The sequence below is a fragment of the Zhihengliuella alba genome (assembly GCF_039538765.1).
GTDB classification, from domain to species: Bacteria; Actinomycetota; Actinomycetes; order Actinomycetales; family Micrococcaceae; genus Zhihengliuella; species Zhihengliuella alba.
Map to the genome: position 1 here is coordinate 540,321 of NZ_BAABCJ010000001.1, position 22,542 is coordinate 562,862.

Sequence of the window (22,542 nt, forward strand, 5' to 3'; positions counted from 1 at the left end):
GCGGGAGCGGCGGCACTGCTGCTTGCGGCGCTCTAGCCGAACCAGATGGCGATCTCGCGCTCGGCGGACTCGACCGAGTCGGAACCGTGCACGAGGTTCTTCTGGACCTTCTCGCCCCAGTCACGGCCGAAGTCGCCGCGGATCGTCCCGGGGGCCGCCGTCGTCGGGTCGGTGGTGCCGGCCAGGGAGCGGAAGCCCTCGATGACGCGATCGCCCTCGAGGACCGCGGCCACGGTCGGACCGGAGAGCATGAACTCGACGAGCGGCTCGTAGAACGGCTTGCCGACATGCTCCTCGTAGTGCTTCTCGAGGACCTCGCGGGTCGCCTCGACGAGCTTGAGTTCCACGATCCGGTACCCCTTGGCCTCGATGCGGGCCAGGATGGTTCCGGTCAGCTGGCGCTGCACGCCGTCCGGCTTGACCAGGACGAGGCTGCGTTCCACAGACATTGATTCCCCTTCGGGTGGTTGATGGGTTCCGGAACGAGTCTAGTCGGAGCCGTGCTGGCGCTCCCACTCCTCCTGCGCGGCGTCCCGCCGGCGGTTCTCTGCGTCCAGCTCCCCACCTTTCGTGACGGCGTACCACCAGGCGACGGCGAACAGCGCGCCGATGAAGAACATGTAGTAGTCCAGGAATCCCGCCAGCACGAGGACGGCCTGGAGCGCCCAGCCGATCCCGAATCCCAGAGGCTTCCGGAGCAGGGCGCAGGTCAGGACCGAGACGGCGGCCAGCGCCAGTCCGACGGTCCACACCACGGGCTTGCCGTACTCGTCGCCGTGGAGGCCGGCGATCGACATCGTCGCGAAGAGGAAGACGAACGCCTCGAGCGTGAGCACCGTGGAGGCGAACATGATCCGTACGGACCGGCGCTTCTTCGGCATGCCCGGCCGCCACTCGCGCTGGGCCTTGGTGAGTCGTGCCATCGTGGTGCTCCTACTTCCCCAGCAGCGTGCGGGCCTCGGCGACCAGCGTGATGGAGCCGGTCACCAGGACCCCGCCGCCGAAGTCCTCGGTCGCGTCCGCACGGCCGACCGCCCAGTCCAGGGCGTCGTCCAGCTTCTCGGTCACATACACGTCCTCCTCGGCGTAGCCGGCGTCCAGCGCCAGCTGGCCCAGCTCACCGGCCGGGATGGAGCGCGGCGAGGTGGACTGGGTCAGGCAGATGTCGTCGACCAGATCGCCGTACTGCTCCCGGAGCTCCACGAGCATCGCCTCTGCGTCCTTCTCCCGCAGGATCCCGACGACCAGCACGAGCTTGGAGAAGCCGAAGGTCTCCTTCACGGCGTCCGCGCTGGCGCGCAGGCCGTCCGGATTGTGGCCGGCGTCGACGATGATGGTCGGCGACGTGCGCACCGTCTCGAGGCGGCCGGGGCTCGTCACCTTCTCCAGTCCGCGCTGCAGCGTCTCCTGATCCAGCTCCTTCTCGCCGCCGCCCAGGAAGGCCTCCAGGGCGGCGATGGCGACGGCGAGGTTCTGCGCCTGGTGCTCGCCGTGCAGGGGCAGCAGGAGGTCCTCGTAGCGTCCGGCGAGGGAGCGGATCGTCAGCTGCTGCCCGCCGACCGCCAGGGCGCGCTTCTCCACGCCGAACTCGACGCCCTCGAACCGGAACGGGACGTCCTGCTCCCGTGCCGACTCGAGCAGGACCTGGGCCGCCTCCATCGGCTGGACCGCCGACACGAGGAACCCGCCCGGCTTGATGATGCCGGCCTTCTCCGCGGCGATGTCCTCCACACGGTCGCCGAGCAGGTCCGTGTGGTCCAGGGAGATCGGTGTCACGACGGACACCTGCCCGTCCGCCACGTTGGTGGCGTCCGTGATCCCGCCGAGCCCGACCTCGAGGACGACGACGTCCACCGGCTCGTCGGCGAACACCGCGAACCCGAGGACGGTGAGCGCCTCGAAGTAGGTCAGCCGGTTCTCCCCGCGGCCCTCGAGCTCCTCGTCGACCATGAGGAGGTAGGGGCGGATCTCGTCCCAGATCCGCACGAACGTCTCATCGGCGACGGGCTCGCCGTCGATGGAGATCCGCTCCGTCACCTTCGACAGGTGGGGGCTCGAGTAGCGTCCGACCCGCAGGTCGTGCGCCAGCAGCAGGGACTCGAGCATGCGCGCCGTCGAGGTCTTGCCGTTGGTGCCGGTGATGTGGATGACCGGGCAGGCCCGGTTGGGCTCGCCCAGGATCTCCATGGCGCGGCGCATGGGCTCCATGCGCGGCTCGATCTTGTTCTCGGGTGCTCGTCCGAGCAGCTCCGCGTAGACGCTCTCCACGGAGAACGCATCGATGTCGGTCATGCTCAGGCCTCCACTGCTTCGACGACGACGTTCGGCTCGCCCTCGACGAGGACGAGGTCCACGGTGAGGGTCTCGCCCTTGACCAGCTCCGCGTTGGCGCGGAGCGCGTGCAGCGTCGCGGGGTCACCGGTGACGGTGGTGCGCACGCGGTCGCGCACCACCAGGTCGGCGTCCTTGCGGGCCTGCTGGATGGAGCGGATCATGTCGCGCGCCGCGCCCTCGGCGGCGAGTTCGTCCGTGACCGCCGTGTCCAGGACCACAAAACCGCCGCCCGCGAGCACCGCCGCCGCGACGGCGTCGTCCTCGCCCTGCTCCACCACGGTCTCGAGGGTGTACTCGTGGGGCTCGAGCACGAGGCCGCCGGCGGTCACGGTGCCGTCCGGTCCGACGGACCAGTCGCCGCTCTTGGAGCCCTTGATCGCCTGCTGGACGCCCTTGCCGAGCCGCGGGCCGGCGGCGCGGGCGTTGACCACGAGGCGCTGGCTGATGCCGTAGTCGCTCGCCTGGGTCTCGGCGGCGTCGCGCAGCTCGACCGTACGCAGGTTCAGCTCGTCCGCGATGATCGACGCGAACGTCCCGCCCAGCGCCTCCGCGCCGTCGACGACGACCGTCAGCTGGTTCAGCGGCAGACGCACGCGGAGGTTCGAGGCCTTGCGCAGCGACGACCCGACCGAGCAGATGCGCCGCGTCAGCTCCATCCGCTCGACGAGCTCCCGGCGGTGCGGGAACTGCTCCACGTCCGGCCAGTCGGTCAGGTGCACCGAGCGGCCTCCCGTGAGCCCGCGCCAGATCTCGTCCGCCGCCAGCGGCAGCAGCGGGGCCGCGACCCGGGTGAGCGTCTCGAGGCACGTGAAGAGCACGTCGAAGGCCTGCTCGTCCTCGTCGAAGAATCGCTGGCGCGAGCGCCGGATGTACCAGTTGGTGAGCGTGTCCATGTAGCGGCGGACGGCGTCGCACGCGTCCGAGATCTCGTACGCGTCGAGCGCCGCCTGCGTCTCGCGCACGAGGTCGCCGGTGGCGGCGAGCATGTACTCGTCCAGCGGGTCCGACGACGAGTGCCGCAGCGACGCCTCGTAGCCCGCGCCGCCGTTCGCGGCGTTGGTGTAGAGACTGAAGAAGTGCCAGGCGTTCCACAGGGGCAGGAGGACCTGCCGGACGCCGTCGCGGATGCCCTGCTCGGTGACGATCAGGTTGCCGCCGCGCAGGATCGGGCTGGCCATGAGGAACCAGCGCATCGCATCAGAGCCGTCGCGGTCCAGCACCTCGGTCACGTCCGGATAGTTCTGCAGCGACTTGGACATCTTCTGACCGTCCGAGCCCAGGACGATGCCGTGGCTGATGACGTTCTTGAACGCCGGACGGTCGAACAGGGCCGTCGCGAGGATGTGCATGGTGTAGAACCAGCCGCGCGTCTGCCCGATGTACTCGACGATGAAGTCGGCCGGGTGGTGGTCCTCGAACCACTCCGCGGCCTCGAACGGGTAGTGCACCTGGGCGAACTGCATGGAGCCGGAGTCGAACCAGACGTCGAGCACGTCCTCCACGCGGCGGATCGTGCCGGCGCCCGGGCACCCCTCGTGGCTGCGGGTCAGGTCGTCGATGAACGGGCGGTGCAGATCGGGCTCGCCCTCGTGGTTCACCGGGACCCGCCCGAAGGCGGCCCGGAGCTCCTCGAGCGAGCCGTGGACCTCCCGGTGCCCGCAGCCGGGGGCGTCGCACTCCCACACGGGGATGGGGCTGCCCCAGTAGCGGTTGCGGGAGATCGACCAGTCGCGGGCGTTCTCCAGCCACTTCCCGAACTGCCCGTGCTTCACGTTGCCGGGGATCCAGTTGATCTGCTCGTTGAGCTCGAGCATGCGCGACTTGAACTCGGTGACGGCCACGTACCAGCTGGTGACGGCCTTGTAGATGAGCGGGGTCCGGCAACGCCAGCAGTGCGGGTAGGAGTGCTCGTAGGACTGCTCGCGCACGAGCCGCCCGTCGTCCTTCAGCGTGTTGATGATGGTCCGGTTCGCGTCGAAGACCTGGACGCCGGCGATGTCGGCCAGGGGCGCGTTCCCGCTCGGCGTCGGCTCCGCGAACATCGGCAGGAAGCGGGCGCCCTCGTCCACGGAGAGGATCACGGGGATGCCCGCCTCCTCGGAGGAGCGCTGGTCCTCCTCGCCGTAGGCGGAGGCCTGGTGGACCAGGCCGGTGCCGTCGGTGGTGGTCACGTAGTCCTCGGGCAGGATCCGCCAGGCGTGCTGCGTCTCCCACTTCTCGGCGTCGGCGTAGTAGTCCCACAGCGGGGCGTACTCGACGTCGGCGAGGTCGGCGCCGAGGTACCGGGCGACGACGGCGGCCCGGGCCGCGTCCGCGGCGGCGACGCCGTCGGAGTCGGCGAAGCCGAGGTCCTTGGCGTAGGCGGCCACGAGGTCGGCGGCGAGCAGGTGGCGGCCCGGGTGCGGGCCGTCGGCGGGTGCCTCCACGACGACGTACTCGATCTCCGGTCCCACGGCGATCGAGAAGTTGGTCGGCAGGGTCCAGGGCGTGGTGGTCCAGGCCAGCAAGCTGACGCCGGCGAGCTCGTCGCCCACCCGGCCGCCACCGGTGACGGGGAACGAGACGGTGACGGACGGGTCCTGGCGGGACTTGTAGACGTCGTCGTCCATGCGCAGCTCGTGGTTGGACAGCGGCGTCTCGTCCTTCCAGCAGTACGGCAGCACGCGGAAGCCCTCGTAGGTGAGGCCCTTCTCGTGCAGCTGCTTGAAGGCCCAGATGACCGACTCCATGTAGTCGACATTGAGCGTCTTGTAGTCGTTCTCGAAGTCGACCCAGCGGGCCTGGCGCGTGACGTAGTCCTGCCACTCGTCGGCGTACTTCATCACGGACGTCCGGCAGGCGTCGTTGAACTTCTCAATGCCCATGGACTCGATCTGCCGCTTGTCCGTCATGCCGAGCTGCTTCATGGCCTCGAGCTCGGCGGGCAGGCCGTGAGTGTCCCAGCCGAAGCGGCGCTCGACCCGGTTGCCGCGCTGCGTCTGGTAGCGGGCCACCAGATCCTTGACGTAACCGGTGAGCAGGTGGCCGTAGTGGGGCAGGCCGTTGGCGAACGGCGGGCCGTCGTAGAACACGAACTCACCCTCGCCCTTGGCGCCGGCCGGTCGCTGGTCGACCGAGGCCTGGAACGTGCCGTCCTGGCTCCAGTAGTCGAGGATGCGCTTCTCGATCTCCGGGAAGCTGGGGCTCGCGGGCGTGCTCGCACCGGGATCGGTGGAGGCCTTGGGATAAATCGTCATCTGCGGCAGTCCTGGCATCGGTCGGTGCAGCCGGGAGGCTGCGGTGTACTCGATGCGGGGACGAATCCTGGCGCATGGACGCCCGGCTCGCGGTACCACCCCGCTTGCGCACGGCGACCGCGGCCGCAGAGTATGGGCTCCGCGGGGACGGACGGCCGTGGCCGCTTGCTTCGCTGCTGTGACGGGCTTACCCGTCCGGTTCTACTGGGTCCGCTGGGGTGAGTCCCGACGAGCGATCTGCACGCCGTCGTTCTCGTTTCCCGCGGACTGTTCTTCCGGAGGCTCGCCGGTGATGGCCGGGTCGATGCCGATGGTCCTAGTCTAGCGGCTTTCGGATGACCTTGTGCGCGGCGGGCTGCGCCACCGGGCGGACGACGATCTCGTCGAGGTTGACGTGATGCGGGGCCGTGACGGCGTAGGCGATGATGTCGGCGATGTCCTCGCTCGTAAGCGGTTTCTCGACGCCCGCGTACACGTTCTCCGCCGCTGCCGCGTCGCCGAGCCGGTTGAGCGCGAACTCGGGCGTGCGGACCAGGCCGGGGAGGACCTCGATCACCCGGAGGTTGTGCTCCGCCTCCTCGAGGCGCAGGGCCTGGGTCATGCCGCGCTCGGCGAACTTGGCCGCGTTGTAGCCCGCGCCGCCCTCGTAGCCGACCAGGCCGGCGGTCGACGTGAGGTTGAGGATTGTCCCCTCCCCGTGCGCGCGGAGCATCGGCAGGAAGGCGCGGGTGACCTTCATGGTGCCGAGGACGTTGACGCGGTACATCCAGTCCCAGTCCTCGGTGCGGGCGTCGGCCACCCGCTCGACGCCGCGGGCTCCCCCGGCGTTGTTGACGAGCGTGTCGATTCCGCCCGCCGCGGTGACCGTCGTGAGCAGTCGCGCGACGTCGTCGTCGTCGGTGATGTCCGCCGGGACCGCGACGGCCCCGGTCTCCGTCGCGAGGGCCTCGAGCCGGTCGGCCCGCCGGGCCACTGCGAAGACACGCCATCCGCGCGCCGTCAGCAGTCGGACGGTGGCCTCCCCGATGCCGGTGCTGGCCCCGGTGACCACGGCGCTGCCGGTGGACGCGCGGCCGTCGGTGGACGTGGGAGTAGACGAGGAATCCATGGACCCAGCCTAGTCAGCGAAGATCGTGCGCGGGGCCTCCGACGGAGTCAGCGGTGCTCCTCCAGGAAGTCCCGCAGGACCAGGGCGTTGTTGTGCTCCGGGTCCCGCGTGGCGTAGACGAGGACGACGTCGTCGTGGCTGCGCACGGTCTGGAGGAGCTGCTCGACGGCGTCGGTCGCGGGGCCGTGCTCGAGCTCGCCGATGTACCGGTCGCGGAACTCGGTGTAGCGCTGCGCGCGATGGTCGAACCAGGCCCGCAGCTCGGTCGAGGGCGCGACGTCCCTGGCCCACTCGTCCAGTTCCAGATCGGCCCTCGAGACGCCCCGCGGCCAGAGCCGGTCGACGAGGACCCGGTAGCCGCCGTCGGGCGCGTCGTAGGCCCTTCGCAGTCTGATCTCGTCCATGCCCCGATGATAGGGGCCGTCTCCCTGCCAACCGCGCCGCGCAGGGACTCGCCGCGGTCCGGACGTGGGAGAATGGCCGACATGGCTGATGACACCTTGGGCACAGACACGCCCGTTTCCGTTTCCGTCCCGGACAAACCCGCCCTCGAGGGCCTCGAGGCGCGGCTCAGCGAGCGCTGGCGCGCCGAGGGGACGTACACGTTCGATCCCGACACCGAGCGCGGCGCCGTCTACTCGATCGACACGCCCCCGCCGACGGCCTCCGGTTCGCTGCATGTGGGGCACATGTTCTCCTACACGCAGACCGACGTCCTGGCGCGCTTCCAGCGCATGCAGGGCAAGAACGTCTTCTACCCGATGGGCTGGGACGACAACGGCCTGCCGACCGAGCGCCGCGTCCAGAACTACTACGGCGTCCGCTGCGATCCGAAGATCCCGTACAACCCGGACTACCAGCCACCGGCGCAGCCGGCCAAGAACCAACGCGACTGGGACGCGGTGAGCCGCAGGAACTTCATCGAGCTCTGCGAGCAGCTGGCCGTCGAGGACGAGAAGGTCTTCGAGCACCTGTTCACGACGCTCGGGCTGTCCGTGGACTGGGGCCTGACCTACCGCACCATCGACGACGAATCGCGTGCGACGTCGCAGGCCGCCTTCCTGCGCAATCTCACCGCGGGCGATGCGTACCTCTCGGAGGCGCCCACGCTGTGGGACGTGAGCTTCCGCACGGCCGTGGCCCAGGCCGAGCTCGAGGACCGCGAGGTCCCCGGGGCCTACTACCGCTACCCGTTCTTCGCCGCGGACGGCACGGCCGTCCACATCGAGACCACCCGGCCCGAGCTGCTGCCGGCCTGCGCGGCGCTCGTGGCCCACCCGGACGACGAGCGCTACCAGCCGCTCTTCGGCAAGAAGGTCACCTCCCCGCTCTTCGGCGTCGAGGTCGAGGTCAAGGCGCACCCGCTCGCCAAGCCGGACAAGGGCGCCGGCATCGCCATGGTCTGCACCTTCGGCGACCTGACCGACGTCACCTGGTGGCGCGAGCTCGAGCTGCCCACCCGGACGATCATCGGCCGCGACGGCCGGATCGCGGCGGAGCTCCCGGAGTGGATCACCACGGAGGCCGGAGCCGCCGCCTACGCCGAGATGGCCGGCAAGACGGTGTTCTCCGCCAAGGAGGCCGTGGTGAAGTTGCTCGCTGAGGCCGACCTGCTCGACGGCGAGCCCCGCAAGATCCAGCACCCGGTCAACTTCTACGAGAAGGGCGACAAGCCGCTCGAGATCGTCTCCTCCCGCCAGTGGTACATCCGCAACGGCGGCCGCGACGAGGAGCGGCGCGAGCGGATGATCGCCCGCGGGCGCGAGATCGACTTCCATCCCTCGTTCATGCGCTCGCGCTTCGAGAACTGGGTCTCCGGCCTCAACGGCGACTGGCTGGTCTCCCGCCAGCGCTTCTTCGGCGTGCCGATCCCGGTCTGGTACCGCCTGGACGAGGCCGGCGAGCCGGACTACTCGAACCCCGTCCTGCCGGCCGAGGACCAGCTTCCCGTCGACCCGGCCGCCGAGCCGGCCCCGGGATTCGACGAGGCGCAGCGGGATCAGCCCGGTGGTTTCACCGGCGACGCCGACGTGCTCGACACCTGGGCCACCAGCTCGCTGACACCTCAGATCGTCGGGCGCTGGGGCCGCGACGAGGACTTCTTCGCCAAGGTCTTCCCCTTCGACCTGCGCCCCCAGGGTCACGACATCATCCGGACCTGGCTCTTCTCCACGGTCGTCCGTGCCGATGCCCTGGAGTCGACGGTGCCGTGGCGCAACGCGGCGATCTCGGGCTGGATCCTCGACCCGGACCGCAAGAAGATGTCGAAGTCCAAGGGCAACGTCGTAGTGCCGACGGACGTGCTCGAGCAGTTCGGCGCCGATGCCGTCCGCTACTGGGCGGCATCCGCCAAGCTCGGCGCGGACACCGCCTACGAGGTGGCCCAGATGAAGATCGGTCGCCGGCTGGCGATCAAGATCCTCAACGCCTCGAAGTTCGTCCTGAACCTCGGCGCGACGCAGGCCGACGTCATCCGCGAGGACGCCTCGACGGTGACGAATGGTCTCGACCGGTCCCTCCTGGCCCGCCTGAAGACGGTGATCGACGACGCGACCCGCGCGTTCGAGGCGTACGACTATGCGCGGGCCCTGGACATCACGGAGTCGTTCTTCTGGTCCTTCACGGATGACTACGTCGAGCTGGTCAAGGACCGGGCGTACGGGGGCCAGGGCGATGCCGAGAAGGCCTCCGTCCTGGCTGCTCTGGCGACCACACTCGATTCGGCGCTGCGCCTGTTCGCGCCGTTCCTTCCCTTCGCCACCGAGGAGGTCTGGGGCTGGTGGCGCGCCGGCTCGGTCCACCGCGCCGAGTGGCCCTCCTCGGAGGCGCTCTCCGGTGTGCTGGCCGACGCCGATCCGGCCGTCCTCCCCGTAGTCGGCGCCGCCCTCGGCGGCATTCGGAAGGCGAAGTCGGAGGCCAAGGTCAAGCAGCGCACGGAGGTCCTCACGGGCACCGTGACGGCGCCGGAGGCGCAGCTCGAGCAGTTGCGGCAGGGCCTCTCGGACCTACTCGCGGCGGCGAACGCGCGGAACCTCGAATTGGTGGTGGGCGAGGGCGAGATGTCGGTGGGCGACGTCGAGCTGGCTGCTGCCGAGGAGGCCGCGCAGAACGCCTGACGTCTCCCGGTTGCGGTCCCCTGACGGGCCGCAACCGGCGGCGGTTTTCTCCAGCAGACGAGTGAGGCCGGGACTCCAGCAGACGAGTGAGGCCGGGACCAACCTTGCGGTTGGTCCCGGCCTCACGGCGTTCGTGCGCTGCTCCCACCAGCGGTGCGGCAGCTGTACAGCCGCCGTCGGGAGGGCGGGCGCTCCCGGTACCGGTCCGGCTCAGTCAAAGGTCGGGCTCTCGGTCCGGCTGCGCTTGAGCTCGAAGAAGTAGGGGAAGCTGGCCAGCTTCACCGAGGCGTCGAAGAGCTCGCCCGCGTCCTCCCCCGTCGGGACACGTGTGATCACGGGCCCGAAGAAGGCGGTGCCGTTCAGCGAGAGGACGGGCGTTCCGACGTCCTGCCCGACCCGCTCGATCCCCTCCTGGTGGCTGGCCCGGAGCGCACGGTCGTGATCCTCCGACTCCGCGGCGGCAGCGAGTCCTGCGGGCAGGCCGACCTTGTCGAGGGCGCGCCGGATCACCTCTGCGCGGTCCTGCACCTTCTCGTAGTGGAGGAGTTCTCCCATGGCGGTATAGAGCTCGGGGACCACGCCCGCGCCGTGCTGGTCCGCTGCGGCGACGATGACGCGCACCGGCCCCCAGCCGTCGTCCATGCTGCGACGGTAGTCCTCAGAGAGGTCGCGTCCCTCGTTGAGGACCGACAGGCTCATCACGTGCCAGTCGACTCGCACGGGACGGACCTTCTCGACCTCGAGGATCCAACGTGAGGTCGCCCAGGCGAACGGGCAGATGGGGTCGAACCAGAAGTCGACGGTGGTCGTCTCGCTCATGTGTTCTCCTTCGGTCAGCGGGACTGCGGCCGGCGCGTGCCACCGGCCGCGCTCTGGCCCTGCGGTACGGGTCAGGCGGACTTGTTGCGGCGCTTCGCGGCAACCTGGTGGGAGATGAGAGTCGGCTCGGCTCGGCCGGCGATCACCTCGGCGGTGATGACGCACTCGGCGACGTCGTCGCGCCCCGGAAGCTCGAACATCACCGGTCCGAGCGTCTCCTCGAGAATGGCGCGCAGGCCGCGCGCACCGGTCTCGCGCTCGATGGCGAGATCGGCGACGGCCTCGAGCGCATCACGCTCGAACTGCAGTTCCACTCCATCCAGGTGGAACATCTTCTGGTACTGCTTGACCAGAGCGTTCTTCGGCTCGGTCAAGATCGAGACCAGGGCCTCCCGGTCGAGCTTCTCCACAGTCGTGACGACCGGCAGCCGTCCGATGAACTCCGGGATCAGCCCGAACTTCAGCAGATCCTCAGGGCGGACGTCGGAGTAGGAGGCGGCCTCGGACTTCAACGCCGTCAGGGGTGCGCCGAAACCGATCCCCTTGCGTCCGGCGCGCGACGAGATGATCTCCTCGAGGCCGGCGAAGGCTCCGGCGACGATGAACAGCACGTTCGTCGTGTCGATCTGGAGGAACTCCTGATGCGGGTGCTTCCGGCCGCCTTGCGGCGGGACCTGGGCGACGGTGCCCTCGAGGATCTTCAGCAACGCCTGCTGGACGCCCTCCCCGGAGACGTCACGGGTGATGGAGGGATTCTCGCTCTTGCGCGAGATCTTGTCGATCTCGTCGATGTAGATGATCCCCTGCTCGGCTTTCTTGACGTCGTAGTCCGCTGCCTGGATCAGCTTGAGCAGGATGTTCTCGACATCCTCGCCGACGTAGCCGGCCTCGGTCAGGGACGTGGCGTCGGCGACGGCGAACGGTACGTTCAGCCGCTTGGCGAGCGTCTGGGCCAAGTACGTCTTGCCGCAGCCCGTGGGGCCGAGGAGCATGATGTTCGACTTCGAGACCTCGATGTCGTCGAGCGGGTGCCCGGCCTCGTTGAGAGCACTGGCCGGCCGGTTCGACGTCCCGGTGCGAATGCGCTTGTAGTGGTTGTACACCGCCACCGACAGGGCGCGCTTGGCGGCCTCCTGCCCGATGACGTATTCATTGAGGTGATCGAAGATCTCGCGTGGCCGCGGGAGCTCCAGCTCCTCGCTCTCGTTGACCTCGACGAGCTCTTCCTCGATGATCTCGTTGCACAGCTCGATGCACTCGGTGCAGATGTAGACGCCGGGGCCGGCGATGAGTTTGCGCACCTGCTTCTGGCTCTTGCCGCAGAAGTTGCATTTGAGCAGCTCGGAACTCTCGCCCATACGTGCCATGGAGCTCTACTCCCTCGCTCTCGTCCTTCGCCCGTGCGCCCCCTGACGCATCGTTGCATTCCTTCAACTGTAAGTCCTGGGTCCTACAGAAAGACGCAGGGGGGCGGACCGTGGTGCATTGTGACGGTCCGCCCCCTGGCGCGCTCTGCCCGGGCCGGCAGCGGCCTGCTAGCCCTGGATGGCCTGCGGCTTGATCTTCCGCGAGTCCAGCACCTCGTCGACGAGGCCATACGTCTTCGCGTCGGCCGCGGTCATGTAGAGATCGCGCTCGACGTCTCGCGAGACTTCCTCCGGCGTCTTGTGGCTGTGCTGGGAAAGGACCTGCTCCATCCACGTGCGCATGCGCATGACCTCCTCCGCCTGGATCTGCAGGTCCGAGGCGGTGCCCCGCTCGCCGCCGCCGAGCGCCGGCTGGTGAATCAGGACACGGGCGTTCGGCAGCGCGAGGCGCTTGCCGGGTGCACCGGCGGCGAGGAGCACCGCCGCCGCGCTGGCCGCTTGGCCGAGGCACACGGTCTGCACCTCGGGGCGGATGAACTGCATCGTGTCGTAGATGGCCGTCATGGCCGTGAACGAGCCACCGGGCGAATTGATGTAGAGCGTGATGTCGCGCTCGGAGTCCATCGACTCGAGGACCAGCAGCTGGGCCATGATGTCGTCGGCGGAGGCGTCGTCAACCTGCGCGCCGAGGAAGACGATGCGGTCCTCGAAGAGCTTCGCGTACGGGTCCTGTCGCTTGAAGCCGTACGGGGTCCGCTCCTCGAACTGCGGCAGGATGTAACGGGCGGAGGGCATCTCGCCGGCGCCGCCGTAGCCATTGAAGTTCATATTCATCTCCTGGAAATCTGTGTCAGACGGGCAGTGCGGGCGGTGGTCAGCTGGTCATCCCGCCGCCGCCGGAGACGGACGAGGAGTGCTCGGCGATGTGGTCGAAGAAGCCGTACTCCAGGCCGTCCTTCGCGGTGAACCACTTGTCGCGCTCGTTGTCCTTGAGGATCTGCTCGACCGTCTGGCCGGTCTGCTCCGCAGTGAGCTCGGACATGACCTTCTTCATGTGCAGGATCAGCTCGGCCTGGATCCGAATGTCCGAGGCCGTGCCCCCGATGCCGCCGGACGGCTGGTGCATCAGGATGCGGGCGTTCGGCGTCGCGTAGCGCTTGCCCTTGGTGCCGGACGAGAGCAGGAACTGCCCCATCGACGCGGCCAGGCCGGTGGCGACGGTGACGACGTCGTTCGGGATGAACTGCATCGTGTCGTAGATCGCCATACCGGCCGTGATCGAGCCGCCCGGCGAGTTGATGTAGAGGTAGATGTCCTTGTCCGGGTCCTCGGCCGAGAGGAGGAGGAGCTGCGAGCAGATCGCGTTCGCGTTCTCGTCCTGCACCTCGGAGCCGAGCCAGATGATGCGCTCCTTGAGGAGCCGGTTGTAGATGTAGTCGTCCCGGCTCGCCGGGTCCACCGACGACATTGCGGGGGTCAGGGATTCCTCAGTCATGCTCGAATGCCTCTCCGTGGATCGCTTGAACTCGTTCCCGACATTACTGCCTGGCGCCCGCCCCGGGTGGCGGCCCGGCCGCTAGTTCGCTGTGGGCGCATCGGCGCCGGGCGGGCGGGGAAACGCCGCGGGCGGGCCCGGAACGCGGTGTGCGTTCCGGGCCCGCCCGGGCTGCGGCGGTCGCCGCAATGGTGCTTCGGTGCTACTCGGCGCTGTCGGCGGACGCCGACGACGCGGAGGAGGACGACGACGCCGACTCGGCCGCGTCCTCGCCCTGCGGGCGCACGAAGGACGTCAGGTCGACCTCCTTGCCGTCGCTGTCCGTGACCTTGGCCAGCTCGAGGACCTTCGCGAGCGCCTTGCGGCGGCGGACCTCGCCGACGATCATCGGGACCTGGCCGGCGCCGTCGAGCATCTGGGCGAACTGGTTCGGGTCCATGCCGTACTGCGAGGCGGTCTGCACGATGTAGTCGATCAGCTCGGACTGCTCGACCGTGACCTCCTCCTTCTCGGCGACGGCGTCGAGGACGAGCTCGTTCTTGAAGGCCTTGGCGGTGTTCTCGCGGACCTCGGCGCGGTGCTCGTCGGTGTCGTGCTCGTCGCCCTCGCTGTGCTCGCCCTGCGAGAAGTGCTGCTCGACCTGGTCGTCGATGACGGAGTCGGGGACCGGAACCTCGACCAGCTCGAGGAGCTTGTCCAGGACCAGGTCGCGCGCCTGGACGCCCTGCTCGGTGACCTTGCCCTCGGCGGCCTGCTTGGCCAAGTCGGCCTTCAGCTCGTCGATCGTGTCGAACTCGGAGGCGAGCTGGGCGAAGTCGTCGTTGGCCTCGGGAAGCTCGCGCTCCTTGACGGCCTTCACGACGACCTTGACCTCGGCGGTCTCGCCGGAGTGCTCGCCGCCGGCCAGCGTGGTCTCGAAGATGGCGTCCTCGCCGGCCGAGAGGCCCTTGACGGCCTCGTCCATGCCGTCGAGCATCGTGCCCGAACCGACCTGGTAGGACAGGTCCGCCGCGGAGTCGACCTCCTCGCCGTCGACGGTGGCCGTGAGGTCGATCGTCAGGAAGTCGTCGTCGGCAGCCGGACGATCGACGGACTTCAGCGTGCCGAAGCGGCCGCGCAGCTCGTCGAGCGCGTTCTGGACATCCTCGTCGCCCGCCTCGGCGGCGTCGACCTGGACCTCGAGGCCCGCGTAGTCGGGCAGCTCGACGGTCGGGCGGACGTCCACCTCGACGGCGAAGCTCAGCTGGCCCTCGGCAGCCTCCTCGAGGCCCGGGAGCTCGTTGACCTCGACCTCGGGACGCGAGAGCGGCACGAGGTCGTTCTCCGTCATGGCCTTCTGGTACAGGCCGTTGAGGGACTCGTTGACGGCCGTCTCGATGACGTAGCCGCGGCCGACGCGCTGGTCGATGAGGGCGTTCGGGACCTTGCCCTTGCGGAAGCCCGGCACCTGAATCTGCTGCGAGATCGACTTGTAGGCGGCGTCGATGCTTGGCTGAAGCTCGGCCAGCGGAACCTCGACGTTGAGCTTGACCCGGGTGGGGCTGAGATTTTCGACGGCGCTCTTCACAGCGTATTTCTCCTGAAATGGATTCGGTGTCGTGGGGGGCTCTGGTCGACGGTCGCCCCCTCGCGGCAGCGGAGGGGGACGACCATATACAGAGTCGGGGTGACAGGATTTGAACCTGCGACCTCACGCTCCCAAAGCGCGCGCTCTCGCCAAGCTGAGCTACACCCCGAATTTAGTGCAAGAGCCAGTCTACGCAGACACGCGGGCCAACCGCGAATCACCCGTCCCGCGGGCCGCGGGCGCCGATACAGCCGGCGCGACGGCATCCGGCCGGTGCCGGAACGCAAGAAGCGGCCCGCTGTGGCGGACCGCTTCCGGTGGTGCGAAGTCAGGGGATGCGAGGGGATGACGGGAATCGAACCCGCGTCATCAGTTTGGAAGACTGAGGCTTTACCATTAAGCTACATCCCCGCAAGAAACCGGATCGCCCCGGTTCCGACTGCAGAAGATTAGCAGTCACCGCGGAGGGCCGCCAAATCGCCGCTCCCCCGCACGCGCCGGCTCTCATCGCGACGCCGCCCGGCCCTCCGGCGCGGCACTCGCCTCGGGCGCCGTCCACGCAGCGGTCGAGTCATGCCGCCTGGCAGCCGGGGCACCAGTAGAGCTTCCGGGCGGAGACCTCGGCCATCCGGACGGCTCCGCCGCACCGGCGGCACGCCTGCCCCGCACGCTGGTACACGTAGTACGCCTGCTCGGGCCACACGGGCGACTCGGGATCGGGGCGGTCGGCGGCCTCGGTCGTGATGATCCGCCCGTCCCGGACGCCCGCGGCCATCAGAGCGCAGAGGTCATCCCACAGGCCGTCCAACCGGGCGGCATCGACCTCGGCGGCGGGCCGCCGCGGATCGATCCGGCAGCGGAAGAGGCTCTCCGCACGGTAGATGTTCCCCACGCCGGCGACGCGGGACTGGTCCATCAGCGCGACGCCGATGCCCGTCCTGGTGCGCATGCGCCGGTGGAACAGGGCACGCCGGCCCTCGTCGTCGGTCCGGAGCGGGTCGGGGCCGAGCCTGGCGCGCACGGCGTCGACCTCGCCGGGCGTCAGTACCTCGCAGACCGAGGCGCCGCGCAGGTCCGCCCAGCCGTGCTGGCTCGCGATCCGGACCCGGACCTGTCCCACGGGCGCCGGCGGCCCCTGGTACGCCTCGGCCTCCACGGGGGCGTCCTCGCGCTCTCCGATCCGGCGCGGGGCGCCGATGCTCGAGGCCCCCGTGAAGTACTCGTCCCCGCCGAAGCTGAAGGCCCCGTAGAGGCCGAGGTGCACGCGCAGGTAGAGCCCGTCCTCGAACTCGACGAACAGCTGCTTGCCGTGCGCGGTCCCACCGAGGAGGGTGCGGCCGTCCAGCCGCCGGGCGCCGTCGGCGAAGCGCCCCTGGGGGCTGGTGACGGCCACGCGGTGGCCGCCGAAGACGTCGCTGAACTGACGGGCCAGCCGGTGGATCGAGTGTCCCTCGGGCACGCTAGCGGACGATCTCGCCGGTCTGCTCGTAGGTCGCAATCTTGCCGATGCGCCGTGCGTGCCGCTCGGCGCCGGAGAACGGCTCCGCCAGGAAGGCCTCGATGATCGCCGTCGCCTCCTCGAGGCTGTGCTGGCGCCCGCCGAGGGCCACGACGTTGGCGTCGTTGTGGTCCCGCGCGAGCTTGGCGGTCTCGAGATTCCAGGCGAGCGCGGCGCGGACGCCCTTGACCTTGTTGGCAGCGATCTGCTCGCCGTTGCCCGAGCCGCCGAGCACGATGCCGAGTGCTTCCAGGCCGGCCGCCTGGTCGGCGACGACGGCCTCGGCCGCGTCGATGCAGAAGGCCGGGTAGTCGTCCTCGGCGTCGTACTCGCGGGGTCCGTGGTCCACCATCTCGTAGCCCTGGGCGGCCAGGTGCTCGGCCAGGTGGGCGCTCAGCTCCATGCCGGCGTGGTCGGTGGCGATGTGTACGCGCATAGTCCTCTTCGTTCTCGGTACTCGGGGCGGGTGCCCCACCACCTTACCGAGTGCTCGCGCCGCGGACGCTAGCGGGGAACCGGTGTGACCCAGAGCGGGCCCTCGCTGGTCCGGGTCGCGTCCGTCTCGGTCGGGATCCCGGTGGCGGGGTCCAGGCGGTAGGCGCCGAGGGTGCCGGATGCCTCACCGGCGACCAGGAGGTGCTCGGTTCCCGCCGCGGAGACGACGGCGGCGCCCCGGGGCTGCTGCTGCGTGCCCCAGGTGCCGACGTAGGCGAGCTCGCCGCTCGCGAGATCGACCGCGAAGCCGGTCACCGTGGACGTGGAGCGCTCGGTGGTGTAGAGGAACCTGCCCCCGCAGCCGAAGTGGAGGTCGGCGCACCAGATGGCGTCGGGGCCCGGCGTCGGACCGCCGGGCTCGCGGGCGAAGCCCGGCGTGAGACCCAGGTCGTCCGGGATCGAGGAGATCTGCTGGATCTCCGTGAGCTCGCCCGACTCGGCGTCGCGGTCGAACACGGCGACGAGGCCGGACATCTCGTGCAGGACGTAGAGGCGCCGTCCACTCGGGTCGAATCGGGAGTGGCGCGGGCCGGAGCCCGCCGGGGCGGCGACGCGCTGGACTTCCTCCAACCGGCCCTCGGACCGGCGGTAGACGACGACGGCGTCCGAGCCGAGCGAGGCCGCGTAGAGATGGCGCCCGTCCGGCGAGGGCAGGGCGGAGTGGGCCTTCTCCCCCACGCCGGGGGCCTCCACCGGGGGCGGCACGGGCACGCCGTCGTCGTCGATCTCGAGCATGTGGACGGAGCTGCCGTGGTAGGAGGCACTGAACAGGGCGGTTCCGTCGGCGGTCAGGGCGATGTACGCGGTGCTGTCGCCGAGCCGCGCCGTGGCCAGCGGGGCGAGCGCGCCCGCCGGGGCCCGGCTGAAGGCCTGCGCCACGGGCGGGTCCGTGGTCTGGCCCGCGTAGAGGAGGCGACCGTCCGTGGCCGTGGCCAGCGCACGGACCTTGGCGGCCGGGTAGGTCTCCCCCGGGTCGGAGAGGCGACCGGTGGTCGCGTCGAACTCGATCCGGTCGATCACGCCGGCACCGGCGCCGGCGACGTAGAGGTCGTGCGTCGCGGTGAAGGGGGTGCTCATGCGGGGCTCCTGTTCGGCGGCTTCCATTTCACGACAACCCTAGGCCAATAGGCTCTACTGGTGACAGACTGGGTACGTTATCCAACGACCCTTTCAGATCGTTGCTGCAAGACTCTGCCGACCAGGAGGCACCGTGCCCGGATTGAATCTCACCCGCGAGGAGGCGCGCGAACGCGCCGGCCTCGTCTCCGTCGACGCCTACAGCGTCGAGCTGGACCTCACCCGCGGGGACCGCGTCTTCGGGTCCACCACCACGGTGCGGTTCGCCGCACGCGAGGGCGCCTCGACGTTCATCGACGCGGTGACGGACACCGTCCACTCGATCACGCTCAATGGCGCGGAGCTGGACCCCGCGGAGCTCTCCGACGGCGTGCGCATCCAGCTGCCCGGCCTCGCCGAGCACAACGAGCTGCAGGTCGTCGCCGACGGGCTCTACACGAACACCGGTGAGGGCCTGCACCGCTTCGTCGACCCGGTCGACGGCGAGGTCTACCTCTACACCCAGTTCGAGGTGCCCGACTCGCGGCGCATGTTCGCCGTGTTCGAGCAGCCCGACCTGAAGGCGACGTTCCAGTTCACGGTGACGGCGCCGTCGCACTGGGACGTGGTGTCCAACTCCCCCACGCCCGAGCCCGCGGCCGCCGGCGAGGGTGCGAAGACGTGGAGGTTCGAGCCGACCCTGCGCATGTCCTCCTACATCACCGCGCTGATCGCCGGCCCGTACCGCTCGGTGCGCAGCGAGCTCACCAGCTCCGACGGCCGGACGATCCCGCTGGGCGTCTTCGCCCGTGCCTCGCTCATGGAGCACCTCGACGCCGAGAACATCTTCGAGCTCACCCGCCGAGGCTTCGAGTTCTTCGAGGCCCAGTTCGGCACGCCGTACCCGTTCCCGAAGTACGACCAGCTGTTCGTCCCCGAGTTCAACGCGGGCGCCATGGAGAACGCCGGAGCCGTCACGTTCCTGGAGAACTACGTCTTCCGCTCGCGGCCCACCGACGCCATGGTGGAGCGCCGCGCGATCACGGTCCTGCACGAGCTGGCGCACATGTGGTTCGGCGACCTGGTCACCATGCGCTGGTGGAACGACCTCTGGCTCAACGAATCGTTCGCCGAGTTCATGTCCACGCTCGCCGCGGCCGAGAACACCGAGTTCACACAGTCCTGGACGACCTTCGCGTCGATGGAGAAGTCGTGGGCGTACCGCCAGGACCAGCTGCCGACCACGCACCCGATCGTCGCGGAGATCCGCGACCTGGAGGACGTGCAGGTCAACTTCGACGGCATCACCTACGCCAAGGGCGCCTCGGTGCTGCGGCAGCTCGTCGCCTGGGTGGGCCAGGAGCAGTTCATGGCGGGCGTGCGCGCCTACTTCGGAAAGCACGCCTTCGGCAACACGGAGCTGGCGGACCTGATGACCGAGCTGGAGGCCGCCTCCGGTCGCGAGCTGACCGAGTGGAGCCGGCTCTGGCTGGAGACCGCGGGCGTGAACAAGCTGGTCCCCCGCCTGGAGGTGGACGACGACGGCGTCCTCACGTCGTTCTCGATCGAGCAGTCGGCGCCGGCCGAGCACCCGACGATCCGGCCCCACCGGCTCGCGGTCGGCTTCTACGACCTCGCGGACGGCGGGTTGGTGCGCACCCACCGCGAGGAGCTGGACGTCGCCGGGGAGTCCACACCGGTGCCCGGCCTGGTCGGCCGCCAGCGGCCCGATCTGGTCCTGCTCAACGACGACGACCTGGCCTACGCCAAGATTCGGCTCGACGACGTCTCCCAGGCCACGGCGCTGAGGCACCTCAAGGACTTCCGGGAGTCCCTGCCGCGCACGCTCGTCTGGGGCGCGGCGTGGGATGCCGCGCGCGACGGCGAGACGCGGGGGCGCGACTTCGTGGAGCTGGTGCTGAACAATATCGCCGAGGAGTCCGACTCCTCCGTGGTGCTGGTCCTCCTGCGCCAGCTCGGCACGGTGCTGGACTTCTACCTGGACCCGTCCCACGCCGCGGAGGCGTCGGTCGACGCCGCGGACCGGCTGGGGGCCCTGGCGCGGGCGGCCGCCCCGGGCTCGGACCACCAGCTCCAGCTCGCCAAGGCCTTCGCCCTCCGGTCCCGGTCCGCCGAGCAGCTCGATGCCGTGGAGGCCCTCCTCGCCGGTGAGACGCGGCTGGAGGGGCTGGAGATCGACGCGGACCTGCGCTGGGAGCTGCTCACCGCGTTGGTCGCCGGGGGCCGTGCGGGGACGGATGCGATCGCCGCCGAGCTGGCCCGCGACGACACGGCCAAAGGGCACTTGAACGCCGAGCTCGCCCGGGCCGCCGTGCCCACCGCGGAGGCCAAGCGGAGGGCGTTCGACGCCGTCGTGCACGGGCGGGAGCTGTCCAACACACACCAGCGGCAGGCGATCGCCGGGTTCAACCGGGTCCACGACGCGGCGCTGATCGCCGGATTCGCTGAGGAGTACTTCGCCTCGGCCGGCAAGGTCTGGGAGGAGCGCAGCTACGAGATCGCCCAGCAGATCGTGGTGGGCCTCTATCCGTCGGCCCAGGTCTCGGAGGCGACGCTCGAGGCCACGGACGTCTTCCTGGCCGGTCTGGACGACGACTCGGCCGCACTGCGCCGGCTGATGCTCGAGAACCGGGACGGCGTCGTGCGCGCCCTCCGGGCCCGCACCGCCGACCGCGGCGAGTAGCGGGCCGACGCGACCCGGCACCCCGTTCCGGCGTACGTTTAAGGCATGGATCTGAGCCAGCACACCTACGAGATCAGCCTCGAGTGGACCGGTGCCCGGGGCACCGGCACCCAGGACTACCGTTCGTACGGACGGGACCACGTGGTCCGGGCGGCGGGCCTGCCCGACCTGCCCGGCACCGCGGACCCGACGTTCCACGGCGACAAGGACCGGTGGAATCCCGAGCAGCTGCTGCTGGCGGCGCTGAGCCAATGCCATATGCTCTCCTACCTCCACATCGCCGTGAAACGCGGCGTGGTGGTCACCGGCTACACCGACGAGGCCGCGGGGACGCTGCGGCTCAACCGGGACGGCAGCGGAGAATTCACGGAGGCGGTCCTGCGGCCGCGTGTGACGCTCGCCGACGAGGCCCAGCGCGAGCTGGCCGACACTCTGCACGCCGAGGCCAACCGGGTCTGCTTCATCGCCCGCAGCGTGAACTTCCCCGTGCAGCACGAACCCGTCGCGCCGGAGCCGGAGCGGTCCGAGGACCCCGACGAGTACGCGGGGACGTTCTACGCGCAGATCGGCGGCAAGGAGACGTTCAGGCGCCTGGCCGCCAAGTTCTACGAGGGGGTCGCCGCCGACCCGGAGTTCCGGGCCATGTATCCGGAGGAGGATCTGGGACCCGCGGCCGAGCGGCTGCAGCTCTTCCTCGAGCAGTACTGGGGAGGCCCGAAGACGTATTCGGAGACCCGGGGGCACCCGCGCCTGCGCATGCGCCATATGCCCTACAAGGTCAACTCGGCTGCGCGTGACAAGTGGCTCGCCCACATGCGGGCCGCGGTCGAGTCCCTCGAGCTGCCGCCCCTGCAGCACGAGGTCCTCTGGGACTATCTGGAGCGCGCGGCGCACTCGCTGGTCAACACGCCGGACCAGCCCCATTCCCAGGGACTGCGGCTGCTCTAGAGCGTGGCACCCTGCCGGACCAGCACCTGGCCGGCGGCGGTCGAGAGCCGGCGCCAGGGACCGTTGCGCAGGACCTTGACCGCACCGGCCGGCGGCAGGAAGCCCAGCGTCTGCGCCGCGAACGCGGCGCCGGCGGGCAGCTCAGGAACGGGCTGCAGGGCGCACGGGCCGGCCCAGACGCGTGCCCGGACGGACGCGACGACCGGGCGCCCCGCGTTCTCCGGGAGCGCCTCGGCGACGGCACGGATACCCGACTCGGCGACGGCGCGGAGAGCCTCGGCGTCGAACTCCCCCTGCTCCTCCCATCCGCTGATGGGGGCCAGGACGCCCGCCCAGGAGGCCGGCGTCTCGGCCGGCGGCAGCTGCAGGGAGGTGTCGAGCGGGCTCATACGCGCCAGCCGGTCGGTCACCGCTCCGAGCGGGAACACCCACGTGCCCTCGGCGGGCTCCGCGAGCCGCAGCGCCCGCATGCCCAGGACCGTCGGCGTCCCGCTGCCCAGACCGTCCGGCACCAGTGCCGGCACGTAGACCGCCAGCGCCTGACCGCGGGCGACGAGCGCGACCTCCCCGTCCTGCACGGTGCGCGCCCGGCCGAGGAGCGTGCGGAGGTCCGCCATGGTGTCGGTGTCGCTGAAGACGAGATGCTGGAGGCGTTGCATGGGACCATCCTGTCACCCCTGACCGCCGGCCCGCCCGTGGCGGGCCCCGCAGAGCCGCCTACTTGTCGGTAACCACCCGCGCCGATACTGTCTGTCTCAGTCCGGGGCGGATCCACACCCGGACTGCGGGCCGGACCCCA

18 protein-coding genes and 2 tRNA genes are annotated in these 22,542 nt (G+C 69.9%); 3 read left to right on the forward strand and 17 right to left on the reverse strand.

Annotated elements, in window-relative coordinates; translation table 11 throughout:
• Positions 1 to 32: 32 nt before the first annotated feature.
• The 6 genes from ndk to ABD784_RS02440 form a co-directional block, all read right to left on the reverse strand.
• The gene (gene ndk / locus ABD784_RS02415; RefSeq protein WP_344879410.1) at positions 33 to 449 is read right to left on the reverse strand and encodes a nucleoside-diphosphate kinase; all 417 of its coding nucleotides are present in this window, start codon (positions 447 to 449) and stop codon (positions 33 to 35) included.
• A 39-nt stretch (positions 450 to 488) separates the two neighbouring features.
• Complete coding sequence (locus tag ABD784_RS02420; RefSeq protein WP_344879413.1) at positions 489 to 923, reverse strand: DUF4233 domain-containing protein; 435 nt, start codon at positions 921 to 923, stop codon at positions 489 to 491.
• A gap of 10 nt (positions 924 to 933) precedes the next feature.
• Complete coding sequence (locus ABD784_RS02425; protein WP_344879416.1) at positions 934 to 2,292, reverse strand: bifunctional folylpolyglutamate synthase/dihydrofolate synthase; 1,359 nt, start codon at positions 2,290 to 2,292, stop codon at positions 934 to 936.
• 2 nt (positions 2,293 to 2,294) lie between these two features.
• Positions 2,295 to 5,570, reverse strand: coding sequence for an isoleucine--tRNA ligase (gene ileS / locus ABD784_RS02430; protein WP_344879419.1), 3,276 nt, complete (start codon positions 5,568 to 5,570; stop codon positions 2,295 to 2,297).
• A gap of 316 nt (positions 5,571 to 5,886) precedes the next feature.
• Positions 5,887 to 6,678 carry an SDR family oxidoreductase gene (locus ABD784_RS02435; RefSeq protein ID WP_344879422.1) on the reverse strand — a complete coding sequence of 264 codons (792 nt, stop codon included), beginning with the start codon at positions 6,676 to 6,678 and terminating at the stop codon, positions 5,887 to 5,889.
• 47 nt (positions 6,679 to 6,725) lie between these two features.
• Positions 6,726 to 7,082 (reverse strand): DUF488 domain-containing protein, encoded by a 357-nt coding sequence (locus ABD784_RS02440; protein ID WP_344879425.1) that lies wholly within the window; start codon positions 7,080 to 7,082, stop codon positions 6,726 to 6,728.
• Positions 7,083 to 7,163: 81 nt separating this feature from the next.
• Here ABD784_RS02440 and valS point away from each other — a divergent pair, with 81 nt between their 5' ends.
• Positions 7,164 to 9,794 carry a valine--tRNA ligase gene (gene valS, locus ABD784_RS02445; RefSeq protein ID WP_344879428.1) on the forward strand — a complete coding sequence of 877 codons (2,631 nt, stop codon included), beginning with the start codon at positions 7,164 to 7,166 and terminating at the stop codon, positions 9,792 to 9,794.
• Between the two features lie 210 nt (positions 9,795 to 10,004).
• Here valS and ABD784_RS02450 read toward each other — a convergent pair whose 3' ends face one another.
• The 10 genes from ABD784_RS02450 to ABD784_RS02495 all read right to left on the reverse strand — a co-directional run bounded on the left by ABD784_RS02450 (position 10,005) and on the right by ABD784_RS02495 (position 18,112).
• A complete protein-coding gene (locus ABD784_RS02450; protein ID WP_344879431.1) occupies positions 10,005 to 10,613 on the reverse strand; it encodes a mycothiol-dependent nitroreductase Rv2466c family protein in 609 nt (202 codons plus the stop codon).
• 71 nt (positions 10,614 to 10,684) lie between these two features.
• Complete coding sequence (gene clpX, locus ABD784_RS02455; RefSeq protein WP_344879434.1) at positions 10,685 to 11,980, reverse strand: ATP-dependent Clp protease ATP-binding subunit ClpX; 1,296 nt, start codon at positions 11,978 to 11,980, stop codon at positions 10,685 to 10,687.
• Positions 11,981 to 12,148: 168 nt separating this feature from the next.
• Positions 12,149 to 12,814: an ATP-dependent Clp protease proteolytic subunit gene (locus tag ABD784_RS02460; RefSeq protein WP_425582903.1), complete on the reverse strand. Its 666-nt coding sequence runs from the start codon at positions 12,812 to 12,814 to the stop codon at positions 12,149 to 12,151.
• 40 nt (positions 12,815 to 12,854) lie between these two features.
• Positions 12,855 to 13,475, reverse strand: coding sequence for an ATP-dependent Clp protease proteolytic subunit (locus tag ABD784_RS02465; RefSeq protein ID WP_344879440.1), 621 nt, complete (start codon positions 13,473 to 13,475; stop codon positions 12,855 to 12,857).
• 202 nt (positions 13,476 to 13,677) lie between these two features.
• Positions 13,678 to 15,042: a trigger factor gene (gene tig, locus ABD784_RS02470; RefSeq protein ID WP_344879443.1), complete on the reverse strand. Its 1,365-nt coding sequence runs from the start codon at positions 15,040 to 15,042 to the stop codon at positions 13,678 to 13,680.
• A 94-nt stretch (positions 15,043 to 15,136) separates the two neighbouring features.
• Positions 15,137 to 15,211: transfer RNA gene (locus ABD784_RS02475), tRNA-Pro, on the reverse strand.
• 171 nt (positions 15,212 to 15,382) lie between these two features.
• A tRNA-Gly gene (locus tag ABD784_RS02480) sits at positions 15,383 to 15,453 on the reverse strand.
• A 160-nt stretch (positions 15,454 to 15,613) separates the two neighbouring features.
• A complete protein-coding gene (locus ABD784_RS02485) occupies positions 15,614 to 16,501 on the reverse strand; it encodes an Fpg/Nei family DNA glycosylase (RefSeq protein ID WP_344879446.1) in 888 nt (295 codons plus the stop codon).
• 1 nt (position 16,502) lies between these two features.
• The gene (locus ABD784_RS02490) at positions 16,503 to 16,976 is read right to left on the reverse strand and encodes a ribose-5-phosphate isomerase (RefSeq protein WP_344879449.1); all 474 of its coding nucleotides are present in this window, start codon (positions 16,974 to 16,976) and stop codon (positions 16,503 to 16,505) included.
• A gap of 68 nt (positions 16,977 to 17,044) precedes the next feature.
• Positions 17,045 to 18,112 (reverse strand): lactonase family protein, encoded by a 1,068-nt coding sequence (locus tag ABD784_RS02495; RefSeq protein ID WP_344879452.1) that lies wholly within the window; start codon positions 18,110 to 18,112, stop codon positions 17,045 to 17,047.
• A gap of 133 nt (positions 18,113 to 18,245) precedes the next feature.
• On the opposite strand from ABD784_RS02495, the gene pepN reads away from it, so the two are divergent.
• Both pepN and ABD784_RS14325 read left to right on the forward strand, forming a co-directional pair.
• Positions 18,246 to 20,795: an aminopeptidase N gene (gene pepN / locus ABD784_RS02500; RefSeq protein ID WP_344879455.1), complete on the forward strand. Its 2,550-nt coding sequence runs from the start codon at positions 18,246 to 18,248 to the stop codon at positions 20,793 to 20,795.
• A gap of 45 nt (positions 20,796 to 20,840) precedes the next feature.
• Positions 20,841 to 21,743 (forward strand): globin domain-containing protein, encoded by a 903-nt coding sequence (locus ABD784_RS14325; RefSeq protein ID WP_425582904.1) that lies wholly within the window; start codon positions 20,841 to 20,843, stop codon positions 21,741 to 21,743.
• Here the strand turns inward: ABD784_RS14325 and ABD784_RS02515 are convergent.
• Positions 21,740 to 22,402 (reverse strand): hypothetical protein, encoded by a 663-nt coding sequence (locus ABD784_RS02515; protein WP_344879458.1) that lies wholly within the window; start codon positions 22,400 to 22,402, stop codon positions 21,740 to 21,742. The two genes, ABD784_RS14325 and ABD784_RS02515, sit on opposite strands and share 4 nt — an antisense overlap.
• Positions 22,403 to 22,542 lie beyond the last annotated feature (140 nt).

Bases quoted from the DNA above. Each gene is read 5' to 3' on its own strand.
- ABD784_RS02450 (WP_344879431.1), bottom strand. From the start codon at position 10,613: ATGAGCGAGACGACCACCGTCGACTTCTGGTTCGACCCCATCTGCCCG.
- ABD784_RS02465 (WP_344879440.1), bottom strand. From the start codon at position 13,475: ATGACTGAGGAATCCCTGACCCCCGCAATGTCGTCGGTGGACCCGGCG.
- ABD784_RS02420 (WP_344879413.1), bottom strand. From the start codon at position 923: ATGGCACGACTCACCAAGGCCCAGCGCGAGTGGCGGCCGGGCATGCCG.
- ABD784_RS02490 (WP_344879449.1), bottom strand. From the start codon at position 16,976: ATGCGCGTACACATCGCCACCGACCACGCCGGCATGGAGCTGAGCGCC.
- clpX (WP_344879434.1), bottom strand. From the start codon at position 11,980: ATGGCACGTATGGGCGAGAGTTCCGAGCTGCTCAAATGCAACTTCTGC.
- ABD784_RS02460 (WP_425582903.1), bottom strand. From the start codon at position 12,814: ATGAATATGAACTTCAATGGCTACGGCGGCGCCGGCGAGATGCCCTCC.
- ABD784_RS02495 (WP_344879452.1), bottom strand. From the start codon at position 18,112: ATGAGCACCCCCTTCACCGCGACGCACGACCTCTACGTCGCCGGCGCC.
- ABD784_RS02440 (WP_344879425.1), bottom strand. From the start codon at position 7,082: ATGGACGAGATCAGACTGCGAAGGGCCTACGACGCGCCCGACGGCGGC.
- ABD784_RS02435 (WP_344879422.1), bottom strand. From the start codon at position 6,678: ATGGATTCCTCGTCTACTCCCACGTCCACCGACGGCCGCGCGTCCACC.
- ABD784_RS02425 (WP_344879416.1), bottom strand. From the start codon at position 2,292: ATGACCGACATCGATGCGTTCTCCGTGGAGAGCGTCTACGCGGAGCTG.
- ABD784_RS14325 (WP_425582904.1), top strand. From the start codon at position 20,841: ATGGATCTGAGCCAGCACACCTACGAGATCAGCCTCGAGTGGACCGGT.
- ABD784_RS02515 (WP_344879458.1), bottom strand. From the start codon at position 22,402: ATGCAACGCCTCCAGCATCTCGTCTTCAGCGACACCGACACCATGGCG.
- valS (WP_344879428.1), top strand. From the start codon at position 7,164: ATGGCTGATGACACCTTGGGCACAGACACGCCCGTTTCCGTTTCCGTC.
- ndk (WP_344879410.1), bottom strand. From the start codon at position 449: ATGTCTGTGGAACGCAGCCTCGTCCTGGTCAAGCCGGACGGCGTGCAG.
- ileS (WP_344879419.1), bottom strand. From the start codon at position 5,570: ATGACGATTTATCCCAAGGCCTCCACCGATCCCGGTGCGAGCACGCCC.